Origin of the sequence: Gallionella capsiferriformans ES-2 (genome assembly GCF_000145255.1) — a bacterium.
In the GTDB taxonomy this organism is placed as follows: domain Bacteria; phylum Pseudomonadota; class Gammaproteobacteria; order Burkholderiales; family Gallionellaceae; genus Gallionella; species Gallionella capsiferriformans.
Genome location: NC_014394.1, coordinates 1,297,010 through 1,314,842, shown reverse-complemented (window position 1 = coordinate 1,314,842; position 17,833 = coordinate 1,297,010). Strand labels below are relative to the sequence as shown.

At 52.7% G+C, this 17,833-nt stretch carries 13 protein-coding genes; 11 read left to right on the top strand and 2 right to left on the bottom strand.

Features of this window, described 5'->3' with window-relative positions; genetic code table 11:
- Window position 1 precedes the first annotated feature (1 nt).
- Window positions 2-1,756 (bottom strand): DUF262 domain-containing protein, encoded by a 1,755-nt coding sequence (locus GALF_RS06105; RefSeq protein ID WP_013293184.1) that lies wholly within the window; start codon window positions 1,754-1,756, stop codon window positions 2-4.
- Between the two features lie 19 nt (window positions 1,757-1,775).
- Window positions 1,776-2,678, bottom strand: coding sequence for a WYL domain-containing protein (locus GALF_RS06100; protein WP_013293183.1), 903 nt, complete (start codon window positions 2,676-2,678; stop codon window positions 1,776-1,778).
- Between the two features lie 161 nt (window positions 2,679-2,839).
- Between GALF_RS06100 and GALF_RS06095 the strand changes: the two genes are divergently transcribed.
- The 11 genes from GALF_RS06095 to GALF_RS06045 all read left to right on the top strand — a co-directional run bounded on the left by GALF_RS06095 (window position 2,840) and on the right by GALF_RS06045 (window position 17,808).
- The gene (locus tag GALF_RS06095) at window positions 2,840-4,300 is read left to right on the top strand and encodes a DUF3375 domain-containing protein (protein ID WP_013293182.1); all 1,461 of its coding nucleotides are present in this window, start codon (window positions 2,840-2,842) and stop codon (window positions 4,298-4,300) included.
- Window positions 4,287-5,006: a DUF4194 domain-containing protein gene (locus GALF_RS06090; RefSeq protein ID WP_013293181.1), complete on the top strand. Its 720-nt coding sequence runs from the start codon at window positions 4,287-4,289 to the stop codon at window positions 5,004-5,006. The genes GALF_RS06095 and GALF_RS06090 overlap by 14 nt, the downstream gene beginning before the upstream one ends.
- A complete protein-coding gene (locus tag GALF_RS06085) occupies window positions 5,003-8,377 on the top strand; it encodes an ATP-binding protein (RefSeq protein ID WP_013293180.1) in 3,375 nt (1,124 codons plus the stop codon). The genes GALF_RS06090 and GALF_RS06085 overlap by 4 nt, the downstream gene beginning before the upstream one ends.
- The gene (locus GALF_RS06080) at window positions 8,364-9,527 is read left to right on the top strand and encodes a Wadjet anti-phage system protein JetD domain-containing protein (RefSeq protein ID WP_013293179.1); all 1,164 of its coding nucleotides are present in this window, start codon (window positions 8,364-8,366) and stop codon (window positions 9,525-9,527) included. The genes GALF_RS06085 and GALF_RS06080 overlap by 14 nt, the downstream gene beginning before the upstream one ends.
- A 58-nt stretch (window positions 9,528-9,585) precedes the next feature.
- Window positions 9,586-9,960 carry a hypothetical protein gene (locus tag GALF_RS06075; protein WP_013293178.1) on the top strand — a complete coding sequence of 125 codons (375 nt, stop codon included), beginning with the start codon at window positions 9,586-9,588 and terminating at the stop codon, window positions 9,958-9,960.
- A gap of 511 nt (window positions 9,961-10,471) precedes the next feature.
- On the top strand, window positions 10,472-12,334 hold the full coding sequence (locus tag GALF_RS06070) for a potassium transporter Kup (protein WP_013293177.1): 1,863 nt from the start codon (window positions 10,472-10,474) through the stop codon (window positions 12,332-12,334).
- A 227-nt stretch (window positions 12,335-12,561) separates the two neighbouring features.
- The gene (gene acnA / locus GALF_RS06065) at window positions 12,562-15,252 is read left to right on the top strand and encodes an aconitate hydratase AcnA (protein WP_013293176.1); all 2,691 of its coding nucleotides are present in this window, start codon (window positions 12,562-12,564) and stop codon (window positions 15,250-15,252) included.
- Between the two features lie 80 nt (window positions 15,253-15,332).
- Window positions 15,333-15,623: a DnaJ domain-containing protein gene (locus tag GALF_RS06060; RefSeq protein ID WP_013293175.1), complete on the top strand. Its 291-nt coding sequence runs from the start codon at window positions 15,333-15,335 to the stop codon at window positions 15,621-15,623.
- A 12-nt stretch (window positions 15,624-15,635) separates the two neighbouring features.
- Window positions 15,636-16,145, top strand: a complete 510-nt coding sequence (locus tag GALF_RS06055; protein WP_013293174.1) for a hypothetical protein — start codon at window positions 15,636-15,638, stop codon at window positions 16,143-16,145.
- Window positions 16,135-16,920 carry a hypothetical protein gene (locus tag GALF_RS06050; protein ID WP_013293173.1) on the top strand — a complete coding sequence of 262 codons (786 nt, stop codon included), beginning with the start codon at window positions 16,135-16,137 and terminating at the stop codon, window positions 16,918-16,920. Before GALF_RS06055 ends, GALF_RS06050 begins: the two co-directional genes overlap by 11 nt.
- A gap of 15 nt (window positions 16,921-16,935) precedes the next feature.
- Window positions 16,936-17,808: a hypothetical protein gene (locus tag GALF_RS06045; RefSeq protein ID WP_013293172.1), complete on the top strand. Its 873-nt coding sequence runs from the start codon at window positions 16,936-16,938 to the stop codon at window positions 17,806-17,808.
- Window positions 17,809-17,833 lie beyond the last annotated feature (25 nt).

The window sequence follows — 17,833 nt, the reverse complement described above, 5'->3', positions numbered from 1 at the left end:
CTTATCCCTGTGCGCTTGCAGTAACGGCGGCTTGTAGGCTATCGGAATCAGCACCAGCAGCATCGAGCACCCAGTGCTTTTCAAGAACACCGACGAGTCGTTTCTGCCGATCGATAAGCATTGCAGGCATCCACGAATCTTCCGACCTGACTTCCTGTGTCAGGATGAAAGGCGATGCCGTCCCCTTACCCTTGAAGTAGACATTTTTCTTGGTAGCGAAATCGTAGTTGCTTGCAGCCGGATTTTTGCGGGCATGCAGGGGCACCAGATTGGCAAGCCGGTGTGTCCACGAGTCTCGCTCATCTTCGTCGGGGAACCATTTGATCCAGTCAGAAGCGGCCGGCGGGGTTTGTGGCAGAACGTGCTCCAGCGACAGGTGTTCAAACGCCTGCTTCTTGCTGCCGTCACTGACCAGGGCTTCGAGGCGCAGCATCAGCGCCATACGGGCTTTGGGCAGCCTGCGATAGATATCACCGTCGATCGCGGCGACGAACTCCCGCTTTTGCTTGTCAGTGAGATTGAGCGTATTCAACGCAGCCAACTCGCCATCAAAAGCATCCGGCTCGATCTCTTTGGTGAGGTCGGCGTAGGTCTCGATGCGTTCGTTGATGCCGACCTTCGTAACGAGCAGAAAGTAGGTCAAGCGTTCCAGCGACTTGAAAAAGTCGGCCAGCAACTGAGGCTGCTGGCGAAAGCGCTTGAAATAGACCAGCGCGGGCGGCACCCAATCTTTGAAGTCGACGCGATTGAGCCAGGATAAATAGTCATTGATCGTCTCGGCATGCTCGGTGGCTTCAAAGTCGGCCTCCCGCACAAAGTCCCAGACCTCGGCGTAAGGCTTGATGACCTTGTCGACTAGGTCAATCGGCATTTTGTATTCGGTGACGTAATCTTGGAACTCCTTAACCAGCGTCGCCCGCTGCTTCTGCTTGGCGTAAATAGTGCGGATGTGTACAAACAGGTCACCAAAGGCATCTCGCCCGAGTGCGCTTTCTATCCGGCTCCACTCCTTGGCATAAACACGGCTCTTCGCGTCGCCGGCAATGGTGCGGATCGAACCCAGCACTGCGGCCTTGATGATATCGATGGGGGCAAGGTCGAGCCCACGGTTGTTCAGAACAGAGAAGATGCGATATGCCGCCTCAAGGTCAGGCGTCGAGATGACGACCAGCGAGCAGTCGTTGGCCAGAAATTTCCATAGCGCTTCACGATCTGAGATCGAAAGTGCTCCAGCTTTCTCCAGCATCAGGGTAGCGTTTTCACGGAAGCGCAGTCGGCTATCTTCAAGCTTGTCGGTGCTAGCTACCAGCCGAGTAATGCCTCCTGGTTCTTGAATGTAAGTGCGGAAAAAATCGGCATCTTCCTCTCTGGCAATCAAACGGTATTCGTTAGTTTCGCCGAGGCTGATTTTTCCCTTCTTATAGAGGAAATCGGTAATGTCGTCGGCCGCATCTGGCATCATGGCACGCAGTACAGAGAACAGCATCGTGAGTGTGCTGAGTCGCTGTTGACCATCGACCACCGACGACTTCGGCTCCCTGTCATTCTTAATGAGAACGATGCTGCCAAGGAAGTATTGGCTTGACGCTCCGGACGTGCGCGCATCCTGCATCGCCGACACGAGATCGTTAAATAACTCCTCAGCCTGCTCCGTCGTCCACGCATAAGGGCGTTGGTAATCTGGGATTTCAAACTGATAGCTGCCCTCGAATATTTCGCGGATCAGCTTGTCGTGTGCCTCAAGTGTTTTTGCCATTATTCATTACTCTTTCAATTTATCCAGTTACTGAGTCGTTTGGATCACGATATCCAGGGGCTAGTAAAGCGTTTTTTACACCATACAGTGATAATGAATCACGAAGCCATAGCCGATATTCAGGGCCACGCAAGCTATGATCTGGCGAACAATCCACGCTCCATTTTCGGAGGATATAACCCGCTGTCGCGGCACGCAGATTTACTTTCAACACGCCTTGATCCATGTTGTAGTCCATCAATGTAATCTCTGGATACGGTTGGTCAGGATGTGGCACCAGCTCAAGCTCAACGATGCGTGTCCACTGGATATCCTGATCGCTTTTCTCATGCGGCAGCAGATCAGCATCTTTCATTACGACTGGATGTGTAATCCGTGTGATGACAAAGTCACGAAATTCTTGGCTTTTGCGATCGAATGCCCTGACGTGCCAGCGAAGGCCGTTGTCGATCAGCGCGAATGGAACGAGCTCACGCTCCGATTTACCACTCGAAATTGAGTGGTACTCAACTTTCAGAGGGCATTGTTGATGTATGGCCCGACTCACGCTTGCAAGCGTATCAAGTGCGGGCTGAGTCAAGCGGATGGGGATGTCACTGGTGATCCATGATTTAAGCTGTGATGGCTCCCCATCGCCAAATCCCTGCGACAACCAGGACAACACTCGCTCCGGAGGGAAATCGAACACCGGATGAAAATCGCTTCCAAATACATATGATTTTCCCTTGGAATCGTAATCAATGTTATTCGGGGCTAATTCCTTATAGAGTGCAAGGTCACGGGTGGCCGCTGCCGACTGAATGCCGAAACGCAACACTAAGTCATTACGACGGATCTCCCCAATGAAACGAACGCGCAACTCAATAAAAGCGAGTCTGTCACGCTGTGGCTGGGTCAGGTCTATAAGTTGTTCGTTTGACATTCTGTCCGGTTAATTAAAATCAATGATGGATTTTGAGTGTTGTTGCGCATAGTATATGCGTCGTAATAGAATGCCGCAATCATTCCAATATAATCCGACATCATAATCATATTGATGATGACAATAACTAAGGCAAGCATACTTTCGAGGCTTCGTACTCAATGAAAGCAGATAAGACCATCGCAACCTACCGCCGCATGCGGACGCAGCCGCTATGGCGATTGATTGCCTCGAATAATGGGCCGACCGTGATTGGTCTACTCCAATCACATCTGTACGAAAGTGACCGGAGCCTTCCCGCCTCAATATTCCACGAACGGATCGGGCGCGATCTGGAAGAACTTCGTGCCCAAGGCGAAGATTTCCCGCAAACAGCGCAGGCGTATGTGGCCAGTTGGTTAGCCGAGGGATATCTGGAGCGGCGGTTTCTTCCTGGCGCAAAAGAAGAGGAATATGAACTTTCCACCGCCGCTGTCGAGGCCATTCGATATGTATCCGGTCTGGCCAAACCCCACTCGGCCGCAACCGAAAGCCGATTAACACTGGTGATCGATGCCTTGGCACGACTTGCTGAGGATACCGATACCGACAAATTCCGCCGGATCGACCGACTGATGGCCGAGCAGGCGCGCATCGACAAGGAAATAGATGCTATCCAAAAAGGTCAGATGCGAGTGCTTCCCCATACGAAGGCATTGGAGCGCACACGGGAAATCATCTCCTTGGCAGATGATCTGGCGGGTGATTTTCGCCGCGTCCGCGATCAGTTCGACCAACTGAACCGGGATTTGAGAGAGCGGATCATGGACAACGACGGCAGTCGGGGCGACGTGCTGGATTCGCTCTTTGCCGGGATCGATCTCATTACGGAAAGCGAGGCAGGAAGGACGTTCTCGGCGTTCTGGCGTTTGCTGACCGATCCCGAGCAGGCTGCCACCCTGGATCAAGCACTGGACAGAGTCATGTCACGCGAGTTTGTGGCGCAACTGGATGCCAAAGACAGGCGTTTTCTCCTCCGACTGACACGAACACTGCTGGAACAGGGCGGGATGGTTCACGAGGTGTTGCAGTCGTTTGCGCGTAGCCTCAAGCATTTTGTTCAGAGCCGCGAATACCTTGAGCAACGGCGGCTCAACCAACTCCTCAAAGATGCACAACGCGCGGCACTCGTTCTGAAGGATGAAGTTAGGGCAACAGAAGCTCTCCAATACACGCTGGAGCTCACTAGCAGTCGCCTACAGTCGCTATCTCAATGGGTATTGCACGATCCATCGCTTCAGGCGTTGCCAAGCCAGATGACAGATGGAGATGCGGCACCGATTGACCTGGAATCGGTCGGTGAATTGGTCGCACAGTCGGAAATTGACTTCCGCAACTTGAAAGCCAACGTTCGCGCCATACTTGAACAACGATCACAAGCATCTATTGCCGATGTGCTGGATTTGTTCCCCGCCAAACAGGGGCTGGGCAGTGTTATAGGACTACTGGCATTGGGCAGTCGGCACGGCTTAAAGGTTGACCTCAATGAGACAGTTGCATGGGTTGGCGACGACGATCAGCGACGCAGTGCGAAAATTCCGAAAATCTTTTTCTTGAGGGAGCGAGCCAATGAGCTGGTCTGAAAACGCATCGGGACAGGAGATGGCCGCCTCGCCAACCGAAGTTGAGCTGCCTGTCACAGCAGAGATTCCTACAAATACACTGTTCATTGGAGATAGTGGCGAGTTGCAGCTGGACACTCGCCGTGCCTTGGTTCAACTTCTCCAGGGACCATCTCTGGATGGTCGACGCCACCCCAAACTATGGCCGATGCTGATACGCGACGAAGGAATAATACGTCGTCGCTTGGCCGAGTTATTTCTTGAATTGGTGATCGATCTGGATGTGCAGGTCGCCTTCACCCGTCAGGCAGAAACCGGGGACCTGGAAGTCCCATTGCTGTTGCGTCGTGCTCAACTGACTTTTATCGACTCGATTCTGCTGCTCCATCTTCGCCAACGATTAACCCAAGCCGATACGCAAGGAGAGCGTGCCGTCGTGTCCATCGAAGAGATTGTGGAATACCTTATTCCCTATGAACGCACAGCAAACACCGATCGGTCTGGTTTCACCAAACGCGTTCATGCATCAATTGAGAAAATCAAAAAACACAGCATCCTTCAGAAGATACGATCCAGCGACGACCGGCTCGAAATTTCGCCCACATTAAAACTACTTTTCTCGGCAGAGGAGATACAAGCGCTCACCCATCTATATCAGCGTATGGCAGCCGGTGAGACGCCTGCACCGGCAATCCAGTCCGAGCATGATGAAGAGGCAGAACAATGAATTCAGAATCTCAAACCGGTTTGCTATTCGCCCGAGAACAATTTCGAATGTCTCGGTTACAGGTGTTTAACTGGGGAACGTTCTCAGATCTGCATGACGTCCCGATTTCAGAACGCGGCTTCCTATTTGTCGGCCGATCTGGCGCTGGAAAGTCAACGTTGTTGGATGCATTCTCGGCATTATTGGTGCCACCACGCTGGGTAGATTTCAATGCGGCCGCACGCGAAGCGGATCGCAGTGGTCGCGACCGAAATGTTGTGAGCTACATACGCGGGGCATGGGCGGAACAGAAAGATGGCGAATCGGGCGAAATCGCGACACGCTATTTGCGTCCAGGAACGACTTGGTCGGCGCTGTCATTGAGTTATCAGAACTCCATTGGGGTGCATGTCACTCTTGTCCAGGTATTCTGGATACGGGGTAATGCAAACGGCAATACGGACGTCAAACGGCACTACCTGATCTTTGAACGAGCATTTGATCTGCGCGAACTTGAGGATTTTGGTCAATCCAATTTTGATATTCGGAAGCTCAAGCTGTCCTTCCCCGAGGCCTTTAGCCGCGATGAATTCAGACCGTACTGCGAGCGATTTAGTCGCTTGCTCGGCATTGAAAGTGAGATGGCGCTCCGTCTATTGCACAAGACTCAGTCAGCAAAAAACTTGGGGGATCTGAATACCTTTCTCCGAGATTTCATGCTCGACAAGCCAGAAACATTCGATGTCGCGGATCGGCTGGTTAGTGAATTTGGCGAGCTCAATGCCGCACATAAAGCGGTTGTCACAGCACGTGAACAAGTTCAGACCCTAGTTCCGGCACGTGAGCAACACCAACATATGCAATCTCTGCAACGCAAACGAAACGAACTCCAAGAGCTGCAGATGGGAGTTAATAGTTACCGTGATACCCGTCGCATTGCATTACTTAAGCAAAATATCTTTGACCTCGATATTTCGGCTAGTGGAGCTGCAGGTGAGATAGTCAAAAAGAAAGGAATTCGAGAAAATCATGCTGCCACGTTGCGCGATCTGGAAGGACAACACCGCGAAATGGGTGGCGATCAGATCGAGCAATGGGAAGCCGAAAAGAAAGGTCTGGAGACCCAACGTGATGAGCGCCTGCGCAAACGCTCCCAAGCAGAGGATGCCTGCAAAAAACTGGGCTGGGCACTATCTGACTCACCTCAAGGTTTTGCGGAACTGGTCGGAAGCGCCAGACAGGAAGTCGAGAACTGTGAGCAGCGTAATAACGAGACGCGCGAAAATCAGTTCAAGTTATCCAACAAGAAAAACACAACTGAGAGCGAATTTTCTCAAGCAGTGAGGGAGGTACAGGCGCTCCAGCGTCAGCCATCGAATATCCCTGCGAATATGCTCGAACTTCGCCGAAACATAGCCGACGCAATTGGGATATCCGAAGAGGCGTTACCATTTGTTGGTGAGCTAGTAGAAGTGAAGTCCGATGAGACTGAATGGCAAGGCCCTATCGAGCGCGTCTTGCATGGCTTTGCGCTATCACTGTTGGTGGATGAGCGCCACTATGCGGCACTGGCCAATCACATCAACGGCACCAATTTGGGACGGCGTCTGGTGTATTACCGAACCGGTCGAGCCGAATCCTCACAGGCTAAGCCCATCGGTGCCAATTCCCTCGTCCTTAAACTGAATGTTAAACAGTGCAATCACGCTGATTGGCTACAGGCTGAATTACGGCAACGATTCGATTATGCCTGCGTCGACTCTATTCAAACTCTCAGGAGCACAGATCGTGCGCTTACTAGAGAGGGGCAGGTCAAACACAACAAGAATCGCCACGAAAAAGATGATCGTAGTCGTGTCGATGATCGGCGGAATTGGGTGCTAGGCTTCGACAACCGCGAAAAACTTGCGATTTTCGAGAAGCAGGCACAAGACCTGGCAGAAGCAATTTCTCTTCTCACAGAAGAGTTAAAGACACTTTTAGATCAGGACAACAAGCGAGCTTCCAGAGCTATCCAATGCCAGACGCTGATCAACCTTCAGTGGCAAGAAATCGATGTCACCCCCTTGCTGGTACGCATTTCCAATATCGAACGGCAACTTAAAAAAGTTCGGGAAGGAAATACGGCATTACTACAGATTAGTGAACGTATTGAACATCAGACAGTTCAGGTTAAGGAGGCAGACGAAGCGCTTCGAAAAGCTGAGATCAGGCACGACAAAATTCTCGATCACATTCAAGAAAGCAATCAAAAACTCGAGTCTCTCCTACAAAACCTGACGATTATTCCTCTGACGCCATATCAGACTCAAGAACTTGATGAACGCTTTGCCAAGCTGCCAGATGCCGTTCATCTTGAAAATATTGATCGCCTCACCACCTCTGTCGTGCAGGCATTGAGCAAAGAAATCGAGGAACATAACCAGGGGATAAGCGGCTGCGAGAAAATTATTGAAAATCGATTCGCCGACTTCAAGCGGCAATGGCCAATGGATGCGGGCGATATGGACAGCAGCCTGTCCAGCGCATCAGATTTCTTTGCCAAGCTGGTTCGTTTGGAGGCGGATGGACTGCCAGCTTACGAGCAGCGATTCTTTGATCTTCTCCAGAATCAAAGCCACCAGAATCTTGCTGCACTATCAACCTATCTGAACGATGCCAGAAAGGCGATTCTGGAACGGATGGAGCTGGTCAATGACAGTTTAGGCCAGGTTCCATTCAATCAGAGTGCAAACCAACAAACTTATCTCCACATAGATGCCACCGACCGGCAATTGCCTGAGGTCAAAGAGTTCAAGCAGGATATTCAACAGGCGCTCAGCCATGCCTGGAGTGAGGACCGCGAATTCGCCGAGTCACGTTTTATTGCACTGCGTCGACTCGTCGAACGACTATCAAGCCAAGACCCGGAACTGAAACGCTGGCGCGACTCAGTGCTGGATGTGCGCCAGCATGTTGAATTCATCGGCTGCGAGATTGATGAGAGTGGCGTGGAAGTAGAGATTTATCGGAGTGGCGCAGGCAAGTCGGGAGGTCAACGGCAAAAATTGGCAACAACCTGCCTTGCTGCAGCCCTGCGGTATCAGTTGGGTGGTAATGAACATGGCGTCCCGATGTACGCGCCAGTTGTGCTTGATGAGGCTTTCGACAAAGCTGACAACGAATTCACTACCCTTGCCATGAACATCTTTACCAACTTTGGTTTCCAGATGATTGTTGCCACCCCACTGAAATCTGTGATGACCCTAGAGCCTTTCATCGGCGGAGCTTGTTTCGTCGATATCAGTGATCGTCGCGTTTCAGGTGTCTTGCTCATTGAGTATGACCATGATCGACAAAGGCTAAAACTTCCAGAGCATGCGCACGAGGGGTCAACAATTGAAGCTTCCTGACGAGGTCCGACAGGAGCTTATTCGCCGCTTCCAAAACAAGCACCGCGAATGGCTGGTTCCCGGTCCCTCCAATGAAACCGAGAACACACGTTGGCCATTGGAAATCAATCTCGGTATTCCAACTGAGGTGGCTGCCCTTAAGCAACCTGAAGGCGTGCGCGCTTGGGTCACTACATGGCAAAACTGGCGAGGTGTCGGCACGCTCATTTGGAATGATCGGCGTTGGCGTTCACTGGGCGCCCAACGTCTGCCCGATAAGCTAGTGTTGCAGGGACCTGCCGACGTAGCCTCGTGGACTGGTGAGACCGCGCGCTGGGAGTGCGCCTGCATTCGACACGCTGAAATCACGACACGCTGGCCATCACTGGCGTTAGGTATAACTCGATATTTTGATGTCCTTGCCGACTATAGCGATGCTGATTACAAGCGGATCTACGCAATGCTGGACTGGGTTATTGCCAATCCGAATTCCAATCTCTACCCACGCCAATTACCCATCGCCGGCCTTGACAGCAAATGGCTTGAGGGACGCAAGGGGCTATTGTCTGACCTCGTCGCCACGATCAAGGGATACACCAGTGAACGAGATTTCTTCCAGCTCTGCGGACTGAAACCTCTGCCATATCCAATACGAATGAGGGTTCTAGATCAGGAAATCAGAAATAAAATTGGTGGCCTCGGTGACCTCTCTGCCCCATTGGATGAACTTGCCGCCTTAAATCTTTCGGTATCCAGAGTTTTCATTGTCGAGAACCTTCAAACCGGATTGGCCTTTCCTGACATGCTCGGCACGGTCGTCATTATGCGACTGGGTTACAACGTCGATGTTCTCGCTCGATTGCCATGGATTGCTAAAGCAAGGTGCATCTACTGGGGAGATTTGGATACACACGGATTCGCAATTTTGAATCGCGCTAGGTCCTACTTGCCGAATCTTCAATCCGTACTCATGGACGAGGAAACATTACTCAGTCACAGAACATTGTGGGTCAAAGAAAAACAACAACATGCTGCAGAAGCGCATCCGCTCCTGACCGATGCCGAGCAAGCGGTGTACGGAGGCATAAAACAACATCAGTGGGGCCAGAACATTCGACTTGAGCAAGAGCGTATTGCATGGGACTACGTGTGGAATTCATTAATTACCTGACTAATACTTGCGACTACGGAAAATAGCGCAGCCCCTCACTTTTACTACAAGGAAACTCATGGAACTCGACAATAACGCTCTCATCGCAGCCTGCTATGAAGTGGCCCGCTCAATTCGTTGGAAAGACAATCAAGTTGATGAAGTCATCGCTAAAGCATATGTTGAGCTTTACTTTAAGGTGGCTATCCAACACGTGGAATTCCTCACCGGTCAAGGTCAAGATCCCAATATCATTGTTCGTGCAGTTCACTACATTGCGCACACGCATTCTATTCCACCAATGGAGGGTGATATTAAGGGGTTCTCTACCATGCTTGAGGTTCTGATAGAACTCGCTTGCCCAAACTCAGTTTTCTATCAAGACTATGAAAATTTCTTCAAGGACATTGAGGAAGGTATTCGAATAGCGCGGCGCGACTATGCCAACGAGTAAGGTTAGGTCATGATCGCGAAGTGAGCCTCGATCAGTACCGGTTGTTGGACGAGCCCGGCTATGCTGCTATGAATCTTGTTATGGAAATATCTCTCATAGCTTGGTGGCAAACCTAGCAGGCTGCTGAAAAACCCCGACGCTAGGCCGGTTTGGTAAAATAGCGCCATTGTGAAACGGGATGATGGCAATGCGTGTCACATTGTACTGCCCACCTCTAGGAAAGAACTTTATTATGTGTCTTTGTTGCATATCTCGTATTATTTCACGGCTCAGGAAAGAACTCTATTTTTTTGACCGTAAAGCCTGACAACTATTAATCAATCAGATACGCTCGTTTCAGGAAAGAACTTTATTATCAATCAACAAGTAATTCAACCCGACAGATGACAAAATGACCGCTTGCGGTCATTTTGTTTTTCATCCACAAAACGACACGATTGTTTCCAGCATAAAGCACGTGTAGAGTCCGGCATCATTCTTCCGCAGAGAAGAAAATTGGGGGGAGAAACTAATGAGTGCAACGAAACAAAAACTGCCTGCTTTGCTGCTGGGCGCAATCGGTGTGGTCTATGGCGACATCGGCACCAGTCCGCTGTATGCCTTAAAAGAGACCTTTTCAGGCCACCATGCGCTGCCGGTAATAGAAGTGAATATACTCGGCGTGCTGTCGGTCATGTTCTGGACCATCATGCTGCTGGTCTCGCTAAAATACGTGATCGTCATCATGCGCGCGGACAATCGCGGCGAAGGCGGATCTCTGGCCTTGCTGGCACTGGTCAGCGAACTCACCTCCAAACGACCTAAAACCCGTTGGACGATCACCGTACTCGGGGTATTTGCGGCCACTTTGTTTTATGGCGACAGCATGATCACCCCGGCCATCTCGGTCTTGTCCGCAGTGGAAGGTATGACGGTCATCTCGCCTCAGCTCACGACCTTCGTCCTGCCCATTACCCTGATTGTGTTGACGGCACTGTTCTTTATCCAGAAACACGGCACCGGCATCGTAGGTCTGGCCTTCGGCCCGATCATGATCTGCTGGTTCGCCTGTCTGGCGACCTTCGGCATCCACTCCATCGCGCAGACGCCCCATGTACTGTGGGCGCTCAACCCGGCCTATGCCTGGCATTTTTTAAGCATAGACCCCTGGGTATCCTTTCTGGCATTAGGTGCCATGGTACTCGCCGTCACCGGCGGCGAAGCGCTGTATACGGACATGGGACACTTCGGAAAATTCCCGATCCGGCTTACCTGGTTTTCCTTCGTCCTCCCGGCACTGGTGTTAAATTATTTTGGTCAGGGCGCACTGCTGCTGCAAAATCCGCACGCCATTGAAAATCCGTTCTATCTGTTAGCACCCGCCTGGGCACTGATACCGATGGTACTGCTTGCGACCGCCGCCACCGTGATTGCATCGCAGGCCGTTATTTCAGGCGCGTTTTCGGTGGCCAGCCAGTCGGTGCAAATGGGCTTTTTGCCCCGCATGGAGATCCGGCAAACCTCAGATAAAGCACAGGGTCAAATTTATGTCCCGCTGACCAACTGGACGCTGTATCTGTCGGTGGTATTTCTGGTTCTGACCTTCCAGAGCTCCAGTCATCTGGCAGCCGCTTACGGCATCGCCGTCACCGGCACGATGATGATCGACACCATACTGATCGCCTTCGTACTGGTCGCCTGGCGCTGGTCTCCACCGCTGGTGTTTATCTTGATCGGCACTTTTCTTTGCGTCGATATGGCCTATTTTGCCGCCAATGCGATAAAAATCCCACAAGGCGGCTGGTTTCCGCTAGGAATGGCAGTCATTTCCTTCACCGTACTCACGACCTGGAAGCGCGGACGCCAATTATTATTTGCTGAAATTGCCCGCAAAGCGGTTCCTATCCAAGTCGTGCTGGACAGCTCCGACTCCGTCAGCCGGGTGCACGGCACGGCGGTCTTCCTGACTGGCACCGGCGATGGCGCACCCTCCTCCTTGCTGCACAATCTCAAACACAATCAGGTGCTGCACGAACGCAACATCCTGCTGACCGTGATCGTCGAGGACAAGCCCTACGTCACAAAAGGCAACCGCATCCTGGTTAATGATTTGGGGCATAATTTTTACCGCGTGAGAGTCTTCTACGGTTTCATGGAAAGACCGGACCTGCCCGCCGCCCTTGAACTGTGTTCATCATGGGGACTGCCGTTCGACATGACGACGACCTCGTTCTTCATTTCCCGCGCGATGATCGTGTCCGCCCCCAACCCCGGCATGATGAAATGGCGTGAACGCTTATTCATGGCGCTGTCCAGAAATGCGATGAATGCGGCCGATTTCTTCAAAATTCCAACTAATCGTGTCATCGAGATGGGCACGCGTGTAGAAATCTGACCGATAGCCGCCTATAATCGCGCCAAGTTACTATTCGTTCACCTCAAAGGAGAAACATCATGGCTAAAGGTCAACAGCGCAAGAACAAGGAAGTAAAAAAACCCAAGAAGGAAGCGCCACCGGTCAAATAGCCCGGGTTTAACCCGGCGGCTAATTGCGCCGGCAAAAATTCAGTCTGCCTGCAATCTATAATCCCCACTTCATCTCGCGTATCCGGAGCCTTTGCCATGTCGCATAATTTGTTCAACACCCGAACTTCTTTCAACCTTGCCAGCGGTGCAACCGGCACGCTGTACTCGCTGCCCGCGCTGGAAGCGGCCGGCATCGGCAAAATATCACGCCTGCCGGTATCCATCCGCATCGTGTTAGAAGCGGTGCTGCGCAATTACGACGACAAGAAAATCGCTGAATCCCATATCCGCGAACTGGCTAACTGGCAGCCTAATGCCCCGCGCACGGAAGAAATCCCCTTCGTGGTCGCCCGTATCGTGCTGCAGGACTTCACCGGCGTGCCGCTGCTGGCCGATTTGGCCGCGATGCGCGATGCCGCCGCAGCCCAAGGATGTGACCCCAAGATCATCGAGCCGCTGGTTCCGGTCAATCTGGTCGTCGATCACTCGGTGCAAATTGACAGCTACAACAATCCGGATGCGCTCAAGATCAACATGGAGATGGAGTTCGAGCGTAACACCGAACGCTATAAATTCATGAAATGGGGTATGCAGGCATTCGATACCTTTAAGGTCGTGCCCCCGGGCATCGGCATCGTGCATCAGGTCAATCTCGAATATCTGGCGCGCGGCGTAATACAAAAAGATGGCGTAACGTATCCCGATACGCTGGTCGGCACGGATTCACACACGACCATGATCAACGGCATCGGCGTCGTCGGCTGGGGCGTGGGCGGCATCGAGGCGGAGGCCGGCATGCTGGGCCAACCGGTTTATTTCCTGACGCCTGACGTGGTCGGCGTAAACCTCACCAGCACTTTGCGCGAAGGCGTAACCGCGACCGATCTCGTGCTGACCGTCACCGAACTGCTGCGCAGCCAGAAGGTCGTCGGCAAGTTCGTCGAATTCTTCGGCACGGGCACAAAATCATTGACGCTGCCTGATCGCGCCACGATCGCTAACATGGCACCGGAATACGGCGCGACCATGGGCTTCTTCCCGGTCGATGACGTCACCGTTAATTTTATGCGCAACACAGGACGCACCGAAGCTGAACTCGACGCCTTCGAGTCCTACTTCAAGGCACAGGGCCTGTTCGGTATCCCAGAGGCGGGACAAATCGACTACAGCAACGTCGTCGAACTTGACCTGTCTACAATCTCGCCCTCGCTTGCAGGACCTAAACGCCCGCAAGATCGCATCGCACTGTCGTCCATGGCAGACACGTTCAACACGCTGTTTTCAAAACCGACCGCACAAAACGGCTTCAATCAGCCGGCTGAAAAACTGTCGCAACGCTTCGCCACCGGCCACGATGACATTGCCATTGGCAACGGCGACGTCTTGATCGCAGCGATCACGTCCTGCACCAACACCTCCAATCCGAGCGTGTTGTTAGCCGCAGGGTTGCTCGCGAAAAAAGCCGTTGAAAAGGGCTTGTCGGTCAAAAAGCATATCAAAACGACCTTAGCACCCGGTTCGCGCGTCGTGACGGCGTATCTGACCAATGCCGGCCTGCTGCCTTACCTGGAACAACTGGGTTTTAGCGTCGCAGCCTATGGCTGCACCACCTGCATCGGCAATTCAGGCCCGCTGGAGCCCCACATCGAAGAGACCATCGTCAAAAATGATCTGATCGCAGCGGCCGTGTTGTCGGGCAACCGCAATTTTGAGGCACGCATACACGCCAACATCAAGGCCAATTTCCTGGCCTCCCCGCCGCTGGTAGTCGCCTATGCGATCGCCGGAAAGATGAACATTGATCTCGATAGCGAAGCGCTGGGCACGGACAAAGATGGCCAGCCTGTCTTCTTGAAAGACATCTGGCCCACCAATGACGAAATTCAGGCCGTAAGCCACTTTGCCGCCGATCCTGCCGTCTACCGCGCACTGTATTCCGATCTGACCCGCGACCTGCCGCTGTGGAATGCGATTACCGCACCGACCGGAGAATTGTACCAATGGGATGATTCAACCTATATCGCCCGTCCGCCGTTCTTCGATGCCGCCGTACCGGTCGCCTCCGACATCACCGGCGCACGCGCACTGGCGATTTTCGGCGATTCGGTCACCACCGACCACATCAGCCCGGCGGGCAGTTTCAGGCCTTCGACGCCGGCCGGCAAATATTTGCAGGAACACGGCGTAAGCGTGCGGGACTTCAACAGCTATGGCTCACGACGCGGCAATCACGAGGTCATGATGCGCGGCACCTTCGCCAACGTGCGCGTCAAAAATCTGATGCTGCCGGCAAACAGCGACGGCAGCCGCATTGAGGGCGGCTATACTCTGTACGAGGGTCATCAGACCGCCATCTACGATGCGGCGATGAGCTACATCAACGAGGGTACGGCCACCGTGATCTTCGCCGGCGAAGAGTACGGCACGGGTTCTTCTCGCGACTGGGCGGCCAAAGGCACGCAACTCCTCGGGGTGAAGGCCGTGATTGCCAAATCCTACGAGCGCATCCACCGCAGCAATCTGGTCGGCATGGGCGTGTTGCCGCTGCAATTTAAGGGTGATGCCTCGGTTGCCAGTCTTGCACTGACAGGCGATGAATGTTTCGACATCAGCGGCATTGCAGGGGTGTTGCAACCACAACAGGACGTGACGCTGACCATTACCCGTAAAGATGGCACGACCCTGCAAGTCCCTTTGCTACTGCGTATCGATACACCGATCGAAGTCGACTACTACCGAGCCGGCGGCATCCTGCCGTTTGTTTTGAAAGAACTGGTAAGCCGTTAACGCTTGCATGACAGGGGCAGGTGCTATGCCTGCCCCGAATCCATTCCAGCGTAGAATGCGCGCTTAACAGGAGGCCTGCATTGGAAAATCTGTACAATATCCTAGGCGTATCACCAACCGCCTCAGGCGAGGAAATAAAGAAGGCTTATCGCTCGCTGGCCATGCGGCATCATCCGGACAGAAACGAACATCCGAATTCGGTAAATCGATTCAACGCCATTCAGGCCGCTTACGATTTGCTGTCAGATCCTGCCAAAAGAGCTGAATACAATCAGAGTATCAACAACAAAATTATCATTGACCCTGAGGAAGCGGCATCCGCTTTGTGGCATACGCTGTATCAACAAGCCGCCTCAGGATCAGCCAATTAAGTTTAAAAAATTATGAAAAAAATACACGCTGAATTCGCCTACCAGTCCCGGGAACTAGGCATACAAATCGAAGATACGCTGGGCGACCCGCCTGATCGGAAGACCTATGCCAAAGTCGTCAAGTCCCTGATCGACGAATTCGCCAACGGCTCGGAAATTGATGACGTGAATTTGCTGGCCTTTGCGCTGGTGGATCATCTGCGCTTTATCGATATCCCCGGCCTGTTCAGCCAATGCGAGCAATATGATCAGGGAGATACGGCTAAGGTGCTCAGCATGGTGGCCTGCAACGACGATGCAGCAGGTCGTGCTGTCATCGCGGTCGCTGCGAGCCGCCCCGAATTAGCACGCCGCGCGATTATCACGGCCTTTTTGTACAAGAACCCGAAACGCTGGAGCGAAGAAGACCATTCGTTAGAGTCGCTGCAAAAAAGTGACGAAGGCGACGATGAAGAGGAAGATCAACTCAGTTCAGGTCACGGTATCGACCATTTATTCGATGGAGAGCAAAATGCCGGATAAAATCAACTACCCGGCGCTTAGCCGACAAGTCACTGAAATGGTGCTCTCCGGTGCGACCGAGCACGCCGAAGAAGCCTTCAACGACACTGCCGAACAGTTTGGCGATCTGGCGGTGTCTGAAGTGCTCGAAGCCATGGCACCCGAAGTTGCATCGATGCACCTCGCAGCCTTCGATGGCGGAAAGTTGTCGCTGGCCACCTTGCTGATTTCGCCCAAAGCCTGGGCTCAGAGTCTGGCCTATTTCCCGGCGGTATGGAATATAGAGCAGATCGAAGATGAACCCGAAATGCTGGCGGAATCGCTGTTCGCGCATATTCACGGCGTCCTGTTCGCAAGCGACGATCTGGATCGCCGCACCGCACTGATCCATGAAGCACTCTCAACTGATTGGGGGACCACGGCCTTTGCCACCCTGCTCTCGACCGCCATCGATGACATCATCGAACTTGCCAACGATATCGAAGCACGCGGCCCGCATATGGCCGGACAAACCACCTCGGATCACGACATCATTCCGCTCGCGCAGGCCATCGCCAGAAGCGATACCGATGCCTGGGATCGCGTACTCTTTGAACTCTTCCCCGACTGGCAGCCCGGTGAAAACCAGTTACACGTACAACCTGACGAAGGTGATGACCCCTACGGCTACGGATATGGCTACGAATATGCAACACCGCGCAGCACACAAGCCCTGCTGATCCGCCTGCGCAAACAAGTTCCCGTTACAGGAAAACAACGCAACCGTCCGAGCATGGGCGAAGATATTTTTGCATAAGCGGATGCAACGCTGATGAAACTCGCAAGCTTCACCAAACGCCAGCCGAATTTACTGGCGGCCTTAGTAACCTTAGCGCAGCGGATACGTTCCGACGCACAAGCCGATGCACTTATCGAGGATTTATCCGGCATCACGGTACTGGTCGCTAAAAAATTCACCAATGAACGTACGGCGGAAGGACTGCAGGAGGCCTTATATTTAACGATGGGCTGTATTTCGCTGGGGCTCAGTCAGGCGGAGATTCCACACAATGCGGAATCGGAACTGAATTTCCTGCTGGAGCAGGGTGCAGAACAGGTGTTTCAGGCGGGATTCCGGCATATCAAAACGCTGGCGCTGATGCCCTCGCAGACCATGGTCACTGATTTTGACAACGATCCGTATATCCAGCAGCGCAACATCAAGGCACTGTTCTCGGAACTGTGCCGCGCAGAGCCCAATAGCCACTGGAGGGGCGATGAAGACTATCGCCGTGAGCTACAGGTAAGAAGCGAGAACCAAAGCATTATCGATTGCGCAAAATGGCTGCGTAAAAATCATTTCGCAGGCCCGGTCAAAGACCAGGAGCTCGATGCCAACGCCGTGATCTCCATTTCGGTCATTTTTGCCATCGCAGGGGATGGCCGGATAGTCGCGCGCACCGGACAAAAAGAGATCGAAAACCTGATCCAGCGCGCCCGAAAATCAATGCCTGATGTAAATGCCAACTGGGAGAAATTTTTGGAACAAATTCCGGTAGCGCATCAACCCTGGCTGTCTGCGCGCATGAACGAGTATCGCGATACCCTAGTCAAAAAAATTCTGTCGAAAACCCGAATCAAAACAATGGTCACCGAAATTCAAAACTATCATGCGGGTCTGGAGCAAGACGTCGATTACGACTGACACGCCTAAAAAATCATTCAGAACT